This window comes from Flavonifractor plautii ATCC 29863 (assembly GCF_000239295.1).
GTDB lineage: Bacteria > Bacillota > Clostridia > Oscillospirales > Oscillospiraceae > Flavonifractor > Flavonifractor plautii.
Map to the genome: position 1 here is coordinate 1 of NZ_JH417637.1, position 15,936 is coordinate 15,936.

Consider the following 15,936-nt stretch of genomic DNA (forward strand, 5'->3'; position numbering starts at 1 on the left):
CCGCCGGAACTTCCGGCGGCGGAGGGCCCTTTTTCAAGATTGTGAGGAGGAAGCGGAGCTGCTCTGGGCCAGATACCACTCCCCCCAGCGGCACATCTCGTCCAGAATGGGGGCGAGGCTCCGGCCGAAGTCGGTGAGGCTGTACTCCGTCTTGGGCGGCACCACCGGATAGACGGCGCGCCGGAGCAGGCCGTCCCGCTCCAGCTCACGGAGCTGCTGGGCCAGCATCTTGTCGGTGGCCCGCGGGATGCGCCGGTGCAGCTCGTGGTAGCGGAGGGTGCCCGCGTCCATCAGGTGCCAGAGGATCACCGCTTTATATTTCCCGCCCACAAGGCGCAGGGTGGCCTCAACGGGGCAGGTAAAGCCGCAGCAGGGGATTTCCATAGGGGAGCTCCTTTCCGTTTGGGTAGTATCTACCCGAAAAGTGCATTCTTGCGCGGAAGATGGATTCGGATATAATGATAGTACAGGCCGGCCTGAAATACAACCTCGTAAAGGAGCATCCGAGATGGACTTTTTGAAATTGGTTCGGGCGCGCTATTCGGTGCGCCAATATCAGAACCGGCCGGTAGAGCCGGAAAAGGTGGAGCAGCTTCTGGAGGCGGCCCAGGCGGCCCCCACCGCCGCCAATTGCCAGCCGGTGCGCCTGCTGGTGGCGGAGACGCCGGACGGGCGCAGACGGCTGGCCGGAGCGGCGGAGCTCTACGGCGCGCCCCTGGCGGTGGTGGTGTGCGCCGACCGGAGCCGGGCGTGGAAGCGGCCCTTTGACGGCAAGCAGACCACAGACATCGACGCGTCCATCCTCACCGACCACATGATGCTGGCGGCGTCGGCCCTGGGGCTGGGCTCGGTGTGGATCTGTTACTTCCAGCCGGAGGCGGTGAAGGCGGCCCTCGGCCTGCCGGAGCACCTGGAGCCGGTGAACATTCTGGCCGTCGGATACGCGGACGGCGCGCCTGCCAGCCCGGAGCGGTGGCGGACGGAGCGCATTCCGCTGGACGAATTGGTGCTGGCGCGAGCATAGGCGGACACCCCTGGGACGGTCATTCCGTCCCAGGGGTGTTTTGGTTTTTCTGCTGTGCAAGAAAAGCGGCGCACTGGGCGGGGCTGCGGAAGATATGCGCCTCGCCCTTCCAGGCGGACAGAAGCTCCAGCACCCGGGGCCGCTGGGTGCGGTGGAAATCCCAGATCCAGCGGATGAACGCCGGGGCCAGCCGCTCCGGGCAGCCCTCGGCCATGTCGGGGCGGGTGCGCCCGCGCCAGCGCAGGATCCGCCGGAGGGCCCGGAACAGGCAGAGCCGCCTGGGGTAGTCCAGAAAGAGCACCGCGTCGCACCGCTCCAGCCGCCGGGGCAGGGTGCGCAGGTAGTTGCCGTCCATCACCCAGGCGTCCCCCGCCAGGGCCGCGTCCAGCCGGGCGTCGAACTCCGCGCGGGTGCGGTTGATCCACCCGGACTTCCACCACAGCCGGTCCAGATAGACGGCCGGCAGGCCCAGCGTTTCCGCCAGGGCGCGGGTGAGGGTGGACTTGCCCGCGCCGGGGCAGCCGATGACCAGCACCCGGCGCATCCTACATCTCCCTCCGGCCCTCCAGGGCGCGCATGAGGGTGGCGTCGTCGGCGTACTCCAGATGGCTGCCCACCGGGATGCCGTAGGCCAGGCGGGTGACCCGCACCTGGAAGGGCTTGAGCAGGCGGGAGAGGTACATGGCGGTGGCCTCCCCCTCGGTGTCCGGGTTGGTGGCCATGATGACCTCCCGGACATCCCCCTTGGCCACCCGGTCCACCAGCTCCTTCACCCGGATGTCGTCGGGGCCCACGTGGTTCATGGGGGAGATCACCCCGTGGAGCACGTGATAGAGGCCGGGGTACTCCCGGGAGCGCTCCATGGCCACCACGTCCTTGGGATCGGCCACCACGCAGATGACCGACGTGTCCCGCTTGGGATCCTGGCAGACGGGGCACAGGCCGTCCCCCTCGGAGAAGTTCTGGCACACGGGGCAGCAGTGGATGGCCGCCTTTGCCCCCACGATGGCGTCGGCGAAGGCGGCGGCGTCCTCCTCCGGCAGGGAGAGGACGAAGAAGGCCAGCCGCTGGGCGGTCTTGCGGCCGATGCCGGGGAGCCGGGCGAACTGCTCCACCAGCTTTTCCAGGGCGGGAGGGAAGTACTGCATGGGTCAGTCCCCCCTCAGGGCGGCGATGGCCGCCGCCGGCTCGGCCGCGCCGTACACCGCCGAGCCGGCCACCAGGGTGTCCGCACCGGCGGCCACGACCGCCGCGGCCGTCTTGGCGTTGATCCCGCCGTCCACCTCCAGGCGGCAGGAGGGGTTATACCGCTCAATGAGGGCGCGCACCTGGCGGATGGTGTCCAGTTGGTGCTCCAGAAAGGCCTGGCCGCCGAAGCCGGGCTCCACCGTCATCACCAGCACCATGTCCAGCCCCTCCAGGTAGGGGAGCACGGCGGAGGGGGCGGTGATGGGCCGCAGGGCCACCGCCCTTTTCACCTTGCAGGCCTCCATCCGCCGCAGGGCCTCGGCGATGCCGGTGGGGTGGTCGGCCTCCAGGTGGACGGAGAGGAGATCCGCCCCCGCCTGGGCAAAGGCCTCCACATAGCGCACCGGCTTGTCGATCATCAGGTGCACGTCCAGAAACATGCCGGTGCATTTGCGGATGGACTGCACCACCGGCACGCCAATGGTGAGATTGGGGACGAAGCAGCCGTCCATCACATCCACATGCAGCCAGTCGGCGGAGGACACCCGGCGGATGTCCCGCTCCAGGTTGGCAAAATCCGCGGAGAGGATGGAGGGGGCAATTTTAATCATTTTTTTACCACTCCTTGAAGGGAAGTTCAGAATTCCGTGGTAGGATAGGCCCCAGGGCTCAACCGGGGGCGGGGCAAACGGAGGAGCGGGCACATAAGATACACCAAGCGGATGACGCCCGGGGCCCCGCCGGCTCTCCCCCGCGCCCACGCGGCGCCGGCCCGGCGGCCCATGCCCCGGAGGAAGCGCGCCGCATCATATAGGCGTATCCGGGGGAAGGGTTCCCCCGGATACGCCGGTGGTTCCAGCACAGGCCGCGCCTGCGGGGCTCAGTGGTAGAAGTCGTTGGTGTGGCACTCCCGGGCCGCATAGCCCGCGCCGCACAGGGCGTCCAGAATGGCCCGCTTGTGGGTGTGGCCGAAGGCCTCCAGGGTGACGCGGAGCTCCACGCCGGACTGGCGGTTGATGTTGACGAACTGGTTGTGCTCCAGCTTGATAATGTTGCCGTTGGCCTCCGCCACGAGCTGGGCCACCCGCAGCAGCTCGCCGGGGCGGTCGGGGAGCTGGACGGAGAAGGTGAACACCCGCCCCCGGTTGATGAGGCCGTGCTGCACCAGGGAGGCCACGGTGATGACATCCATGTTGCCGCCGGAGAGGACAGGCACCACGTTCTTTCCGCGGCACTTGAGATGGGAGAGGGCGGCGATGGGCAGCAGGCCCGCGTTCTCCACGATCATCTTCTGCTTTTCCATCATATCCAGGAAGGCGTCCACCAGCTCGTCGTCAGGGATGGTAATGATGTCGTCGATATTTTTCTGAATATAGGGGAAAATTTGGTCGCCGGGGGTTTTGACGGCCACGCCGTCGGCGATGGTCTCCACCCGGTCCAGGGTGACCACATGGCCGGCGTCCAGGCTGGCCTTCATGGAGGCCGCGCCGGAGGGCTCCACGCCGATGACCGTCACGTTGGGGTTGAGGAGCTTGGCCAGGGTGGACACGCCGGTGGCCAGTCCGCCGCCGCCGATGGGCACCAGAATCACATCCACGTCGGGCAGATCCTGAAAGATCTCATAGGAAATGGTGCCCTGCCCGGTGGCGATGGCCGGGTCGTTGAAGGGGTGGACGTAGGTGAGCCCCTCCTCCTCCGACAGCTTGGCGGCCAGCTCCGCCGCGTCGTCGAAGGTCTCCCCGTGGAGCACCACCTTGGCCCCGTAGTCCTTCGTGTTGTTGACCTTCACCAGCGGGGTTGTAGTGGGCATGACGATGGTGGCAGACACCCCGGCGGCCTGGGCGGCGTAGGCCACGCCCTGGGCGTGGTTGCCCGCAGAGGCGGTGACCAGCCCCCGGGCCTTCTCCTCGTCGCTGAGGGTGCTGATCTTATAGTAGGCGCCCCGGATCTTGTAGGCCCCGGTGACCTGCATATTCTCCGGCTTGATATAGATCTGGTTGCCGGTGGCCTTGGAAAAGGCGGGACTGTAGACTAGACTGGTGTTGCGGATCACCCCGGACAGCACGCCGCGGGCCTCCTTGAATTCCTTTAATGTCAGCATGGGGCAGACTTCCTCTCCGTATCATACCATATTTCCTTCTATCATAATGACTTTTCCGCCCAAAGTCAACGTGTTATTGACACCTGGGGCGGGGAAAGGTACAATGAAGCTAACCTCGTTTTTGGAGGAAATGTCAATGGCGAAAATTGTGAAAAAATCTCCGGCCCCCCTCTATCTGGCGGCGGCGGTGTGGGCGGCGTGGGCCGTGCTGGCCCCCCTGTATGCCTGGTGGCATTTTGCGCTGGCGGCGGCGGTCTCGGCGGCCGCCTGGCTGGGGGGGCGGAAGCTCTTTCCCGACAAGGTGCTGATCCTGCCCGACCCGGAGCCCGCGCCGGAACTGGAACCGGAGCATGCCGCGCCGGAGGACCCACTGGCCGCCGAGCGGGCGCGGGCGCTGGCCGAGCTGCGGCGGCTGGACGAGAACATCGAGGACGCCAAGCTCTCCGCCCAGATTGTCCACATGGAGGAGGTCACCGGCAAGATCTTCGACATCGTGGCCGGGCAGCCGGCCAAGCTGCCCCAGCTTCGCCGGTTTCTGAACTACTATCTGCCCACCACCCTCAAGCTGCTCAACGCCTATGACCGCATGGGGGCCGCCGGGGTGGAGGGGGCCAACATCGACGGCACCATGGGCCGCATCGACGCCATGATGGACAAAGTGGTGGAGGCCTTTGACAAGCAGCTCGACGCCCTGTTCGCCGACGAGGCGCTGGATATATCCACAGACATCACCGTTCTGGAGCAGATGCTGGCCCAAGAGGGGCTCGGCGGAATGCAGATGGGACAATCATAACAATGGAGGAACTGCGATATGGCTGACAAGACGGATTTTACCCCGGAACTGACCCTCACTCCCAACCTGGACGCCGCAGCGGCGGCGGAGGCGCCCCAGGCTCCCGAGGCGCCCGCCCTCACCCTGGACCCCACCGGGGCGGTGGATGCGGCCGCGGCCCAGAAGGCCAAGGACGAGCAGGCCATCCAGCTCGACGAGAGCAAGCTCACCGAGGCGGAGCGGAAGATGGTGGACGACTTTGCCAAGCAGATCGACCTGACCGACTCCAACGTGGTGCTTCAGTACGGCGCGGCGGCCCAGAAGAACATCGCCGGCTTTTCCGAGAGCACCCTCAACTCCGTGCGCACCAAGGATCTGGGGGAGATCGGCCAGGCCCTGTCCTCCCTGGTGGTGGAGCTGAAGGGCTTCGGCAAGGAGGAGGACGAGAAGGGCATCTTCGGCTTTTTCAAAAAGAAGAAAAACGAGCTGGAGGCCATGAAGGTGGCCTACACCAAGGCGGAGGCCAACGTGGACAAGATCGCCGAGGTGCTGGAGGGCCATCAGGTGACCCTGATGAAGGACATCGCCATGCTGGACCAGATGTACGAGCTCAACACCAAGTATTACAAGGAGCTGACCATGTATATTCTGGCGGGCAAGAAGCGTCTGAACCAGGTCCGCGCCAACGAGCTGGAGCAGCTCCGCCAGAAGGCGGCCCAGTCCGGCACCCAGGAGGACGCCCAGGCCTACAACGACCTGACCAACATGTGCAGCCGCTTTGAGAAGAAGCTCCACGATCTGGAGCTCACCCGCATGATCTCCATCCAGATGGGCCCCCAGACCCGGCTGATCCAGAACAACGACACCCTGATGCTGGAGAAGATCCAGTCCTCCCTGGTGAACACCATCCCCCTGTGGAAGAGCCAGATGGTGCTCTCCCTGGGCCTGGAGCACTCCCGCCAGGCCACCGCGGCCCAGAGCGCGGTGACCAACATGACCAACGAGCTGCTGAAGAAGAACGCCGACATGCTCAAGATGGGCACCATCGAGACCGCCCGGGAGGCCGAGCGGAGCGTGGTGGACATCCAGACCCTCCAGCACACCAATGAGCAGCTCATCTCCACCCTGGATGAGGTCATGAACATCCAGCGGGAGGGGGCCCAGAAGCGCCGGGAGGCCGAGGCCGAGCTGGGGAGAATCGAGGGCCAGCTCAAGCAGAAGCTCCTGGAGCTGCGGGGCTGAGCTCCGCCCGACACATTTGAGTGAGGAAATCCCATGAAATTTCTGAAAACCCACACCGGCGCTATGGTGGTGCTGGCGGTGGTCATTGTCCTGTCCGTCCTGCTGGGCTCCCACCGCTCCCTGGTTCAGGCCAGGGAGAAGGTGGAGGCGCAGTTTGCGCCCATCGCCGGTGATCTCCAGGACTGCCTGGACATCACCGCCAACCTGCTCACCGTGGCGGGGCGGTACTTGGACGAGGGTGAGCTGGGCGAGCTGACGGACAGCCGGGCGGCCTTGGCGGAGAGCGGCGGCATCACTGAGGCCCGCGCGGCGTATGAGCGCCTGCTAGGGGACGCGGAGACCGTCTTTCTCAAGCTGGAGGACTGCGCCCTGAGCGGACGGGACGCGGACTATGTCAAGGGGTTCCGCACCGACCTGGCTGCCGAGCAGGACACCATCGCCCGGGACGGCTACAACGCCGCCGCCGACCGCTACAACGAGCGGGTGCTGGGGGGCTTCCCCGCCAGAGTGCTGGGGACGCTCACCTTTGTGCGCCCGGCGGAGACCTTCCGATGAGAGGAGCGAGAGGCATGAGACGACAGCTTGCGGCGGCCCTGCTGGGCGCGGCTCTCCTGACGGGGGGAGCCCAGGCCGTGGCGGAGCCCACCGCCGCCCGCTATGTGGCGGACGAGGCGGACGTGCTCAGCAGCGAGACCGAGCAGTACATCATCGACAAAAACCAGTCTCTCTTTGAGGACACCGGCGGCGAGATCGTGGTGGTGTCGGTGGATTTTATGGACGGCATGGATGCCGCCGACTACGCCATGGCCGTGGCGGAGAGCTGGGGCGGCATCGGTGACGAGAGTCTGAACAACGGCTTTCTGCTGGTGTACGCCGTGGGAGAGAACAAGGTGTGGGCCATGGCGGGCTCCGGAATCGAAGACGCCCTCCCGGCCTCAAAAATCGAGGGCTGGCTGGAGGCGGACTTCTACGGCGGCTACGACGCCGGAGAATACGACAGCGCCACCCGCGCCTTTTTCGACGACGTGTATGGCTGGTATGAGAGCTATTATGGCACATCTGCGGGGAGTGTGGTCCCGTCTGAGCCCGGGCGCGACTTTGTCTATTACCCTGAGCCGGAGAATGACTATGTGTTCGCTGTGGTCGGACAGATGGGGCTGTTTCTGCTGATCCTCCTGATGGTGGTCGTGGTGTGCGCCGCCGACGGCTGGCGCTACCGCCGCTACCGGCGGCGCTACCTGCTGCCCGGCATGCCGCCCCCGCCCTATGTCTACCGGCCCTTTATCTTCGGCCGGCCCCACCGGCCCCGTCCGCCCCGGCCCCCCAGGGGGCCGCGTCCGCCCATGGGCGGCGGCTTCCGCCCGGGTGGGGGCTTTCGCGGCGGCGGGGCGGGCCGCTCCGGAGGCGGCTTCTCCCGCGGAGGCGGGTTCCGCAGCGGCGGCAGCTTCCGTGGCGGCGGGTTCCGCGGCGGCGGAGCCGGACGCCGCTGATGCAGCACACAACCGAAGGCCCCGGAGCTTTGCTCCGGGGCCTTCGGCATCCGTTCGGCACATCTGTGTGCTATACTGTCATGGAAAGGGGGGGGGACGGCCGTGGAGGCGCACATTCTGGTGGCGGAGGACGAGGCGCGTCTGCGCACCATCATCCGGGACTACTTTACCGCCCATGGGCTGACCTGTGCGCTGGCAAAGGACGGAGAGGAGGCCCTGGAGCGGCTGCGGGAGCGGGACTATGACGCGGTGCTGCTGGACGTGCTCATGCCCAACCTGGACGGATTTGCAGTTTGCCGGGCGGTGCGGGAGGGCAGCGGCGTGCCCATTCTGTTTCTCACTGCCCTGGGGTGAGAGAAGGATGTACTCCGGGGGTATGCCCTGGGGGCGGACGACTATGTGACCAAGCCCTTCTCCCTGGCGGTGCTGCTGGCCAAAACCGAGGCGCTTATCCGCCGCAGCCGGGGAGGGGGCGCGGAGACACTCGCCTGCGGGGCGATCACCCTGGAGCCGGGCCGCCGGGCCTGCACGGTGGGCGGCCGTCTGGTGGCCCTCCCCCCCAGAGAGTACGAGCTGCTGCTCTGCCTGATGCGCAACAAGGGCCAGGTGCTCCGCCGGGAGCAGCTTCTGGACAAGGTGTGGGGCATCGACTTCGAGGGGGGAGACCGGGCGGTGGACGGCCGGATCAAGGTCCTCCGCGCCGCCCTCGGCCCGGCGGGAAAACAGATCAGGACGGTCTTCAAGGTAGGCTACAAGCTGGAGGGGGAGCAGCATGGGGCGGATTAGACGGTTGTTCAAAGGGACGATTCCACTGTTTTCAGCCCTCTGGCTTGGGATGATGCTGGTGCTGCTGTGGCTCAATGCCGAGGGGCAGAGCGCACACATGGGGGCATCTATGCAGTCGTACCGGTGGTCAGTGGAGTACCAGTATTCCGAGATCTGGAATGGATCTGCGGCGGAGACAAAAAAGCCGGTGATTTTGACTTGGCGGCTGATGGAAGAGCCGCTGTATTCCATCGGCGGTATCACGCAGACACGGGTGTATGATCGTACGGGCAGGGAGCTGGCCCGGCGGCCCATGGCTATGGGGACAGCCAGTCCCATTGGGACGGGGGTTTATACCTGGAGCCTCCTGTTGGACCCGGTGCTGAGCGAGGAAGAACAGCTCTCCCTGGCTGAGCGGCTGCGGGCCGAACCGGGCCTTGGAAATTTTTTCGGCACAGCCGGTGGATTCTATGAGGAGCTGGAGACCGGGGGACTCTACTGCGAGGTGGTGGGGGTGGTGGACGAGGAGCGGGAGGTCATCTATCCTCAGAGGCTCACCTACTGCTATGCTGACCGGGAGATCACCCTGGTGGACACTGACAGCGGATTTCTCGACGGTAGGGAGTTAGTTACGCTCCGGTTCGACGGGGTTCAGTTGAATTCTGCGTTGGTAGGCGTGTCGGCCTCCCCACGGGAGCTGTTACAAACCTTCCGGGCGGCAGAGACAAACCTGGATGCGCTGCTGGGCGGCGACACCCCCACAACGAGCCGTGTTTCCATATCGTCTGACGGCAGTGAGTGCGCCCCCATGAGTGATGGGGAGATCATCGTCGCCACCGCATATACCTGCAATCCTCTGCGTGTAGCCCTGAGGGGGCAGGGGCCCACAGCAGTACTCACGCTGCTGGCAGCGGTGGGCATGGCCGTCTTTACGGACCGCCGCCAGCGGGAAACGTTGGAGCGGGAACGGGCCTTCACCCGGGCGGCGGCCCATGAGCTGAAGACCCCCCTTGCGGTGCTCCGCACCCACGCGGAGGCGCTGAGGGAGGACATTGCCCCGGCCCGGCGGGGGGAATACCTGGATGTGGTGCTGGACGAGAGCGACCGCATGGCCGCTCTGGTGGGCAGCTTGCTGGAGCTCTCCCGCATGGAGGAGGGCGGGGCGCTGCACCGGGAGGTGCTGGCGATGGACGCCCTGGTGCGGGCGGTCTTTGACCGGCTGGCCCTCCCACTGGAGCGAAAGGGGCTCCACCTGAAGCTGAATCTGGAGCCTGGACAGGTATTCGGCGACCGGGCACGGCTGGAGAGCGCGGTGGAAAACCTGGCCTCCAATGCCCTGCGGTATACGCCGGAGGGGGGCGCGGTGTCGGTGCGGCTGGAACGGGCAGGCGGCTGGCTCCGCTTGGCGGTGGACAACGACGGCCCCAGTCTCACCACCCAGGAGCTGACCCACCTGTTTGAGCCATTCTACCGGGGGGATGCGGCCCGCAGCCGCGCTACTGGGGGTACGGGGCTGGGGCTGGCCATTGTCAGGACGGCGGCGGCAGCCCACGGGGGGACCTGCTGGGCGGAGAACCGGGCGGGAGGCGTGCGGATCTGGATGGAGCTGCCGGCCTTGCAATCAGTCTAGCGGTATGATATGATATCTTCACAAATAAAATGAGAATGTGAGGGATCGCGATGGGCTTCAACCGACCCGAGGCGAAACGGCTGGCCAAGGCAGCTATGCGGAATACCAACCCCAACCCCATGCTGGTGACCCTGGTCTTTGTCCTGTTGACCACTGGAGTGAGCTATCTGGTGGGACTTGTGCTGACAAACCCGATCTATGATGCGCTCTATACGGCATATCTGTACCTGCTGGACGGGGCCTACGACCCGATGTTCATCTTCAAGAGTCTGCTGTCGCCCGGTATGGTGGCAGTGTATATGCTGGTTTCGCTGCTGCTCAATGTATACTTCTGGGTGATGAACTTCGGCTATGCATCCTACGCCCTGCGCATGGCGCGGGGGGAGCAGCCGGGCTACCGGCGGCTGTTTGACGGCTTTGCAGCCCTGGGCCGGGCTATTCTGGTCAGTCTGCTGACCTCCATTTTCCTCAGCCTGTGGGGCCTGCTGTTCATGGTGCCCTATATGGTGGTGATGATCCTTGCCGCCCTGCTGGGGAGCATGGGGCTGATGATGCTGGCCATCCTTCTGCTCATCGGCGGTATGGTGATGATGGTCATTTTCAGTTACCGCTACCGCCTGGCCACCTATTTTCTGCTGGATCACCCCGAGATGGGCGCATTGGAATCCATCACTCAGAGCAAGCAGGCGATGAAGGGGTGGAAGGGGGAGCTGTTCATTTTAGACTGGTCCTTTTTCGGCTGGCTCCTCCTGGTGGCGTTGGTGGAGCTGGTGGGGATCGGCCTGGGCACGCTGTTCAGCCCCGCTCTGGGCACATTGCTGGGTACGGTGGCTGCGGGGGCGTTCAGCCTGTGGCTCAACCCCTACATGAACGGCACGGAGGCCAACTTCTACGACTGGGTGACCCATGGCTCCCTCTCCTACCGGGAGAACAACGGCCCAGGCGGCTACCAGAGCCCCTACGGCAACAACACTCCGGAACTATAATCAAAAGCTCCCTCGGGGTTTGACCCCGAGGGAGCTTTTGGTTATTCCAGAACGGCGCCCCGGGCGGCGGAGGTGACCAGTTTTGCATACCGGGCCAGATAGCCGGTCTTGATCTTGGGTTCGGGACAGATCCACTTGGCACGCCGGGCGGCCAGGGTGGCCTCGTCCACCTGGAGCTCGATTTTGCAGGCGGGGATGTCGATGGAAATGATGTCCCCCTCCTCCACCAGGCCGATGGGGCCGCCCTGGGCGGCCTCGGGGCAGACGTGGCCGATGGAGGCCCCGCGGGTGGCGCCGGAGAAGCGGCCGTCGGTGATGAGGGCCACCGACTCGCCCAGCCCCATGCCGCAGATGGCGGAGGTGGGGTTGAGCATCTCCCGCATACCCGGGCCGCCCTTGGGGCCCTCGTAGCGGATCACCACCACGTCGCCGGGGACGATCTTCCCGGCGTAGATGGCGGTGATGGCCTCCTCCTCGGAGTTGAAGACCCGGGCGGGGCCGGTGTGGAGCATCATCTCAGGGGCCACGGCGGAGCGCTTCACCACGCAGCCCTCGGGGGCCAGGTTGCCCTTGAGCACGGCGATGCCGCCGTCGGCGGAGTAGGGGTTCTCGATGGGGCGGATCAGCTCAGGGTTGCGGTTGACCACGCCCTCCAGGTTCTCGGCCAGGGTCTTTCCGGTGCAGGTGAGCACGCTGGTGTCCAGCAGGCCCTTCTTCGTCAGCTCCTTCATGACGGCGTACACGCCGCCCGCGCCCTCCAGATCCTCCATATAGGTATCCCCGGCGGGGGCAAGATGGCACAGGTTGGGGGTTTTGGAGGAGATCTCGTTGGACAGATCCAGATCCAGCTCGATGCCGCACTCGTGGGCGATGGCGGGCAGGTGGAGCATGGTGTTGGTGGAGCAGCCCAGGGCCATGTCCACTGTCTCGGCGTTGTGGAAGGCGGCGGGGGTCATGATGTCCCGGGGGCGGATGTTTTTCGCCACCAGCTCCATGATCTGCATACCGGCATGCTTGGCCAGGCGCAGCCGGGCCGACCACACGGCAGGGATGGTGCCGTTGCCCCGCAGGCCCATACCGATGGCCTCGGTGAGACAGTTCATGGAGTTGGCGGTATACATGCCGGAGCAAGAGCCGCAGGTGGGGCAGGCGTTGTTTTCATAGTCCTCCACGCCCGCCTCGTCCAGCTTGCCCGCCTTATAGGCCCCGACCGCCTCAAACATGTGGGACAGGCAGGAGCGGCGTCCGTCCTCCAGCCGCCCGGCCAGCATCGGGCCGCCGGAGCAGAAGATGGTGGGGACGTTCACCCGGGCGGCGGCCATGAGCAAGCCGGGCACGTTCTTGTCGCAGTTGGGGATCATCACCAGCCCATCGAACTGGTGGGCGATGGCCATGGCCTCGGTGGAGTCGGCAATGAGATCCCGGGTGACCAGGGAGTACTTCATGCCGATGTGGCCCATGGCGATGCCGTCGCACACGGCGATGGCGGGGAACTCCACCGGCGTGCCGCCGGCGGCGCGGACGCCCGCCTTGACGGCCTCGGCGATCTTGTCCAGGTTCATGTGGCCGGGGACGATCTCGTTGTAGGAGCACACCACACCGATGAGGGGGCGCTCCAGCTCCTCCTTGGTGTAGCCCAGGGCGTAGAACAGGGAGCGGTTGGGGGCGCGCTCCACGCCTTTCGTCACGTTGTCGCTGCGCATAAGTAAAATCTCCTTCGCAATTTTACGCGGTAAAGTATAGTGGTATTATAGCACAAGGGCCGGGCGGTGACAACGCGGAATTTGTGCGGCCCCCCTGCCGCAAAAAAGCAACCCCGTCCGCAGGGCGGACAGGGCTGCTTTTTGGATGTATGGAAGGACTTAGTGAGGGATGCGCTGGCACTTCTTGGGGGTCACGCAGGTACCCTCGGCCACGGCCACCACGATGGGCTCAGCCAGGAAATCGGCGGCGGAGTCGCTGATGTCAGGGCGGGGCACGGCCACCTTGCGGGCCTCAAACTTCATCTTGCGGGAGGTGTTACCGATGTGGGTGATCTCACCGTAGGCCTCGATGAAGTCGCCGGCGTAGACCGGGGCCTTAAACTCAATGTTGTTGTAGGCACAGAACAGGCCCTCGTCGCCGTCACACTGGATCAGCAGCTCGGTGGCCACATCGCCGAACAGGTGCACCATATGCGCGCCGTCCACCAGGTTGCCGCCATAGTGTGCGTCCTTCGCGGACATGCGCAGGCGGATCAGCGAAGTATACTTCTTCTCTTCCATGTCAATTCCACTCCTAAACGTATTTTGTGAAAGAAGACGAAAAATGGAACCGGAATTCCCTACCTATTGTACGTCCGATCGAGGGGCTTGTCAACAGCGGGTTTCCCGAATGGAGGCTCACTCCAGGCGGAGATGGGCCCGCCGCAGGGCCGCCCGGATGGCCAGACACAGGGGCGGCGCGGCGGCGATGGCCGCCGCCGCGTTGAAGAGGGAGGCGGGGATTTTCAGGGGGAGCAGCAGGGCCGCTGCGGCAAAGGGCAGGCCGCCCACCAGCATGTTGTCATAGAACAGGGACTTGGAGAAGTAGAGCAGGTAATAGGTCAGGCAGCCGACCAGTGAGGAGGCCAGACAGCGGCGGTAGGAGGCCGTCTCTCGCTGTTCCGGAGTGCGGAACACCAGCCCAGCCGCCAAGCCCATCGCGCCCTTGGTGAGAAAGGTGAGCCAGCACTCTGGGGCAAAGATAGGGTTGGTCAGGTCGTAGAGGGCGGAGCCCAGGCCGGAAGCCAGGCCGCCCAAGGGCCCCAGGAGCATACCGGACAGCACGCAGGCAATGTTGGCCAGGGTGAAGGAGGTCTCCCCGGTGGGCAGGGGGATGATGATGCGGGGAAAATTGACGGCAAAGACCACGGCGGTCATCATGGCCAGCACAGCCAGCCGGTGGGGGTTCATGGCGTTCTTTTTCATGGCGAACACTTCCAATCCTCTTGGTGTGTCCCCATTATAGCGGGAAACTGACATTGTTTCAAACATCAGATTTGAAAAAAAGAATAAGACCAGAGGGGGCGAAAAAGGGCCGCCGCGGATGCGGCGGCCCTCGTGATCAATAGCGGCCGAAGTCGCCGGAACGGCCCTCGGTGACATCGGAGCCGAACTCGTAGTCCTTGCCAGGCAGGATAGCGTTGAGGGCGATACCCGCGATGGCGGCGATGGCCAGATTGGTCAGGGTCACATGGGCGCCGCCCACCGGAAAGGTAATTCCGCCGGAGAAGCCCAGGCCGCACACCAGGATGACAGCGGCGATGATCAGGTTGCGGGAGTTGGTGAAGTCCACCCGATTTTCCACCACGTTGCGCACGCCGATGGCGGAGATCATGCCGTACAGGATGAAGGACACGCCGCCGATGATGGCGGTGGGGATGGAGTTGACCAGGGCGGCGAAGGCAGGGGAGAAGGAGAGCACCACCGCGTACACTGCTGCCAGGCGCACCACCTTGGGGTCGTATACCCGGGACAGCACCAGCACGCCGGTGTTCTCACCGTAAGTGGTGTTGGCCGGGCCGCCGAACAGGCCGGCCAGGGAGGTGGCGATGCCGTCCCCGATGAGGGTGCGGTGGAGACCGGGGCGCTCCAGGAAGTTCTCGCCCACGGTTGCGGAGATGGCGGACATGTCGCCGATGTGCTCCATCATGGCAGCCACGGCAATGGGGGCCATGACCAGAATGGAGGTCACATCAAACCTGGCGATCGAGCCGGTGAAGTCGGTGAAGAAGGGTTGCAGGCCGATAGGAGCGGCAGCCGCCACGGCGGAAAAGTCCATCAGGGGGATCACCGAGCCGGAGGCGTCCACTGCTGTGGCCCCCAGGGCATTGGCGGCCACAGCCACCAGATAGGGGATCACCACGCCCAGAAGGATGGGGATGATCTTAACCATACCCTTCCCCCAGATGTTGGCTGCGACGATGACCGCGATGGACAGGAGGGCCAGCCACCAGCAGGAGGAGGCGTTGCTTACCGCGTTAGGGGCCAGGTTGAGGCCGATGAGGATGATGATGGGCCCGGTGACCACAGGAGGCAGGAAGCGCATGACCTTCTTTACGCCGACCAGTTTGATGACGGCGGCCAGAATCACATAGAGCAGGCCGGCCACTACAATGCCGCCGCAGGCGTACTGGAGCTTGACGGAGGGCTCCATTGTGGCATAGGCGCCGGAATCCAGGGCGGCCACGGCGGAGAAGCCGCCCAGATAGGCGAAAGAGGAGCCCAAAAAGGCGGGTACCTTCAGGCGGGTGCAAATATGGAAGAAGAGGGTGCCGATGCCGGCGAAAAACAGAGTGGTCTGGATGGACAGGGGCAGGCCGTAGCCCTGGACCAGAATGGGGACCAGGACGGTGGCGCCGAACATGGCGAACAGGTGCTGGAGGCCCAGCACCAGCATCTTGGGCAGGCCAAGCGTCCGGGCGTCATAGATGGGCTCGCTTCCGGGGGTGGATTTGTGACTCATACGTGTCTCCTCTCTCGTTTGGGCATTGGGCAGAAAAAAAGCAATTGCTTTTTCAACGAAAAAGCAATTGCTTTAGAGAAATGGAATGGAGATACCCAGGTGAAGCCAAAGAAACATCCGGTACTCCATGTTCCATTCCTCCTGCCGCCGCCAAATTTCACTCTATGATATCAGAAATCCGGTCGTTTGGCAAGAAAAAGTTTTTCCTCCGCCCGGCCGGGTGTGTAGGACTACAATACATATTGGACATCTG

At 64.7% G+C, this 15,936-nt stretch carries 18 protein-coding genes; 9 read left to right on the top strand and 9 right to left on the bottom strand.

Going from position 1 to position 15,936, the window contains the following annotated elements; genetic code table 11:
- Positions 1-33 precede the first annotated feature (33 nt).
- Complete coding sequence (locus tag HMPREF0372_RS00985) at positions 34-384, bottom strand: winged helix-turn-helix transcriptional regulator (RefSeq protein ID WP_007488174.1); 351 nt, start codon at positions 382-384, stop codon at positions 34-36.
- A gap of 124 nt (positions 385-508) precedes the next feature.
- On the opposite strand from HMPREF0372_RS00985, the gene HMPREF0372_RS00990 reads away from it, so the two are divergent.
- Complete coding sequence (locus HMPREF0372_RS00990; RefSeq protein WP_007488175.1) at positions 509-1,024, top strand: nitroreductase family protein; 516 nt, start codon at positions 509-511, stop codon at positions 1,022-1,024.
- A gap of 19 nt (positions 1,025-1,043) precedes the next feature.
- Here HMPREF0372_RS00990 and HMPREF0372_RS00995 read toward each other — a convergent pair whose 3' ends face one another.
- The 4 genes from HMPREF0372_RS00995 to ilvA all read right to left on the bottom strand — a co-directional run bounded on the left by HMPREF0372_RS00995 (position 1,044) and on the right by ilvA (position 4,313).
- On the bottom strand, positions 1,044-1,568 hold the full coding sequence (locus HMPREF0372_RS00995) for a P-loop NTPase family protein (protein ID WP_007488176.1): 525 nt from the start codon (positions 1,566-1,568) through the stop codon (positions 1,044-1,046).
- A gap of 1 nt (position 1,569) precedes the next feature.
- Entirely contained in the window at positions 1,570-2,172 is a 603-nt protein-coding gene (gene recR, locus HMPREF0372_RS01000; RefSeq protein ID WP_007488177.1) for a recombination mediator RecR, read from the bottom strand.
- A 3-nt stretch (positions 2,173-2,175) separates the two neighbouring features.
- Complete coding sequence (rpe, locus tag HMPREF0372_RS01005) at positions 2,176-2,823, bottom strand: ribulose-phosphate 3-epimerase (protein WP_007488178.1); 648 nt, start codon at positions 2,821-2,823, stop codon at positions 2,176-2,178.
- A gap of 269 nt (positions 2,824-3,092) precedes the next feature.
- Positions 3,093-4,313, bottom strand: a complete 1,221-nt coding sequence (ilvA, locus tag HMPREF0372_RS01010; protein ID WP_007488179.1) for a threonine ammonia-lyase — start codon at positions 4,311-4,313, stop codon at positions 3,093-3,095.
- A 136-nt stretch (positions 4,314-4,449) separates the two neighbouring features.
- Between ilvA and HMPREF0372_RS01015 the strand changes: the two genes are divergently transcribed.
- The 8 genes from HMPREF0372_RS01015 to HMPREF0372_RS01045 all read left to right on the top strand — a co-directional run bounded on the left by HMPREF0372_RS01015 (position 4,450) and on the right by HMPREF0372_RS01045 (position 11,198).
- Complete coding sequence (locus HMPREF0372_RS01015) at positions 4,450-5,106, top strand: 5-bromo-4-chloroindolyl phosphate hydrolysis family protein (protein WP_039996431.1); 657 nt, start codon at positions 4,450-4,452, stop codon at positions 5,104-5,106.
- Between the two features lie 18 nt (positions 5,107-5,124).
- Positions 5,125-6,327 (top strand): toxic anion resistance protein, encoded by a 1,203-nt coding sequence (locus HMPREF0372_RS01020; protein ID WP_007488181.1) that lies wholly within the window; start codon positions 5,125-5,127, stop codon positions 6,325-6,327.
- A gap of 33 nt (positions 6,328-6,360) precedes the next feature.
- On the top strand, positions 6,361-6,882 hold the full coding sequence (locus HMPREF0372_RS01025) for a LemA family protein (RefSeq protein WP_007488182.1): 522 nt from the start codon (positions 6,361-6,363) through the stop codon (positions 6,880-6,882).
- Positions 6,883-6,896: 14 nt separating this feature from the next.
- On the top strand, positions 6,897-7,817 hold the full coding sequence (locus tag HMPREF0372_RS01030) for a TPM domain-containing protein (protein ID WP_007488183.1): 921 nt from the start codon (positions 6,897-6,899) through the stop codon (positions 7,815-7,817).
- A gap of 102 nt (positions 7,818-7,919) precedes the next feature.
- Entirely contained in the window at positions 7,920-8,171 is a 252-nt protein-coding gene (locus tag HMPREF0372_RS20420) for a response regulator (protein WP_007488184.1), read from the top strand.
- 45 nt (positions 8,172-8,216) lie between these two features.
- Positions 8,217-8,603 (top strand): winged helix-turn-helix domain-containing protein, encoded by a 387-nt coding sequence (locus HMPREF0372_RS20425; protein WP_007488185.1) that lies wholly within the window; start codon positions 8,217-8,219, stop codon positions 8,601-8,603.
- On the top strand, positions 8,590-10,212 hold the full coding sequence (locus HMPREF0372_RS18630) for a sensor histidine kinase (protein WP_007488186.1): 1,623 nt from the start codon (positions 8,590-8,592) through the stop codon (positions 10,210-10,212). Before HMPREF0372_RS20425 ends, HMPREF0372_RS18630 begins: the two co-directional genes overlap by 14 nt.
- A 50-nt stretch (positions 10,213-10,262) precedes the next feature.
- The gene (locus HMPREF0372_RS01045; RefSeq protein WP_007488187.1) at positions 10,263-11,198 is read left to right on the top strand and encodes a DUF975 family protein; all 936 of its coding nucleotides are present in this window, start codon (positions 10,263-10,265) and stop codon (positions 11,196-11,198) included.
- A gap of 41 nt (positions 11,199-11,239) precedes the next feature.
- Here HMPREF0372_RS01045 and ilvD read toward each other — a convergent pair whose 3' ends face one another.
- The 4 genes from ilvD to HMPREF0372_RS01065 all read right to left on the bottom strand — a co-directional run bounded on the left by ilvD (position 11,240) and on the right by HMPREF0372_RS01065 (position 15,683).
- Positions 11,240-12,901, bottom strand: coding sequence for a dihydroxy-acid dehydratase (gene ilvD / locus HMPREF0372_RS01050; protein ID WP_007488192.1), 1,662 nt, complete (start codon positions 12,899-12,901; stop codon positions 11,240-11,242).
- A gap of 159 nt (positions 12,902-13,060) precedes the next feature.
- Positions 13,061-13,462, bottom strand: a complete 402-nt coding sequence (gene kal / locus HMPREF0372_RS01055) for a 3-aminobutyryl-CoA ammonia lyase (protein WP_007488193.1) — start codon at positions 13,460-13,462, stop codon at positions 13,061-13,063.
- A gap of 117 nt (positions 13,463-13,579) precedes the next feature.
- Positions 13,580-14,146, bottom strand: a complete 567-nt coding sequence (locus HMPREF0372_RS01060; RefSeq protein WP_007488194.1) for an ECF transporter S component — start codon at positions 14,144-14,146, stop codon at positions 13,580-13,582.
- Positions 14,147-14,282: 136 nt separating this feature from the next.
- Positions 14,283-15,683 (bottom strand): uracil-xanthine permease family protein, encoded by a 1,401-nt coding sequence (locus HMPREF0372_RS01065; protein WP_007488196.1) that lies wholly within the window; start codon positions 15,681-15,683, stop codon positions 14,283-14,285.
- Between the last annotated feature and the right edge of the window lie 253 nt (positions 15,684-15,936).

Coding starts and splice junctions, on each gene's coding strand:
- HMPREF0372_RS00985 (WP_007488174.1), bottom strand. CDS start 384: ATGGAAATCCCCTGCTGCGGCTTTACCTGCCCCGTTGAGGCCACCCTG.
- HMPREF0372_RS00990 (WP_007488175.1), top strand. CDS start 509: ATGGACTTTTTGAAATTGGTTCGGGCGCGCTATTCGGTGCGCCAATAT.
- HMPREF0372_RS00995 (WP_007488176.1), bottom strand. CDS start 1,568: ATGCGCCGGGTGCTGGTCATCGGCTGCCCCGGCGCGGGCAAGTCCACC.
- recR (WP_007488177.1), bottom strand. CDS start 2,172: ATGCAGTACTTCCCTCCCGCCCTGGAAAAGCTGGTGGAGCAGTTCGCC.
- rpe (WP_007488178.1), bottom strand. CDS start 2,823: ATGATTAAAATTGCCCCCTCCATCCTCTCCGCGGATTTTGCCAACCTG.
- ilvA (WP_007488179.1), bottom strand. CDS start 4,313: ATGCTGACATTAAAGGAATTCAAGGAGGCCCGCGGCGTGCTGTCCGGG.
- HMPREF0372_RS01015 (WP_039996431.1), top strand. CDS start 4,450: ATGGCGAAAATTGTGAAAAAATCTCCGGCCCCCCTCTATCTGGCGGCG.
- HMPREF0372_RS01020 (WP_007488181.1), top strand. CDS start 5,125: ATGGCTGACAAGACGGATTTTACCCCGGAACTGACCCTCACTCCCAAC.
- HMPREF0372_RS01025 (WP_007488182.1), top strand. CDS start 6,361: ATGAAATTTCTGAAAACCCACACCGGCGCTATGGTGGTGCTGGCGGTG.
- HMPREF0372_RS01030 (WP_007488183.1), top strand. CDS start 6,897: ATGAGACGACAGCTTGCGGCGGCCCTGCTGGGCGCGGCTCTCCTGACG.
- HMPREF0372_RS18630 (WP_007488186.1), top strand. CDS start 8,590: ATGGGGCGGATTAGACGGTTGTTCAAAGGGACGATTCCACTGTTTTCA.
- HMPREF0372_RS01045 (WP_007488187.1), top strand. CDS start 10,263: ATGGGCTTCAACCGACCCGAGGCGAAACGGCTGGCCAAGGCAGCTATG.
- ilvD (WP_007488192.1), bottom strand. CDS start 12,901: ATGCGCAGCGACAACGTGACGAAAGGCGTGGAGCGCGCCCCCAACCGC.
- kal (WP_007488193.1), bottom strand. CDS start 13,462: ATGGAAGAGAAGAAGTATACTTCGCTGATCCGCCTGCGCATGTCCGCG.
- HMPREF0372_RS01060 (WP_007488194.1), bottom strand. CDS start 14,146: ATGAAAAAGAACGCCATGAACCCCCACCGGCTGGCTGTGCTGGCCATG.
- HMPREF0372_RS01065 (WP_007488196.1), bottom strand. CDS start 15,683: ATGAGTCACAAATCCACCCCCGGAAGCGAGCCCATCTATGACGCCCGG.